Here is a 468-nt window from a genome sequence, read left to right as displayed (position 1 = left end):
CATGATCACCACCGGCACCGGCACGCGGTCCCATAGCTGGGCGCGGCCGAGGGCGAGGAAACCGCTGGCGAAGGCGCCCGGCGCCTCATCGCCATTGGGCAGGGTCATGCCGACGGCGATGGAACGGCCGCCGGTGGGGATCAGTTGCACGCCGACCACCAGGAACATGCTGCCCAGGGTGGCGAGGATGTCCGGCACGCGCATGCGCACGATCAGCCAGCCGTTGAGCAGACCGACCAGGGTGCCAAGGCCGAGGCTGATGAGGATCGCTGCGAGCGGGCCCCAGTCCAGCACCACCATCACGTAGCTGGCGCTCATCAGGCTCAGCGCGGCGACCGCACCAATGGACAGGTCCAGCCCGCCCACGGCCATGCTCAGGGTCACGCCCAGGGCGAGCAGCGCGACGATGGACACCGACTGCAGCACCAGGAACAGGTTGCCGACGCGCAGGAACGCCGGCTCCAGCAG

At 69.7% G+C, this 468-nt stretch carries 1 pseudogene; it reads right to left on the bottom strand.

The annotated features are described in order from the left end of the window. Nucleotides 1–468, bottom strand: a pseudogene (locus J5M58_RS26725) (ABC transporter permease); the annotation flags it as partial.

It is taken from the genome of Pseudomonas sp. 32_A (genome assembly GCF_017490905.1).
Taxonomy (GTDB): Bacteria; Pseudomonadota; Gammaproteobacteria; order Pseudomonadales; family Pseudomonadaceae; genus Aquipseudomonas; species Aquipseudomonas inefficax.
This window is presented reverse-complemented; position numbering and strand designations above follow the sequence as displayed.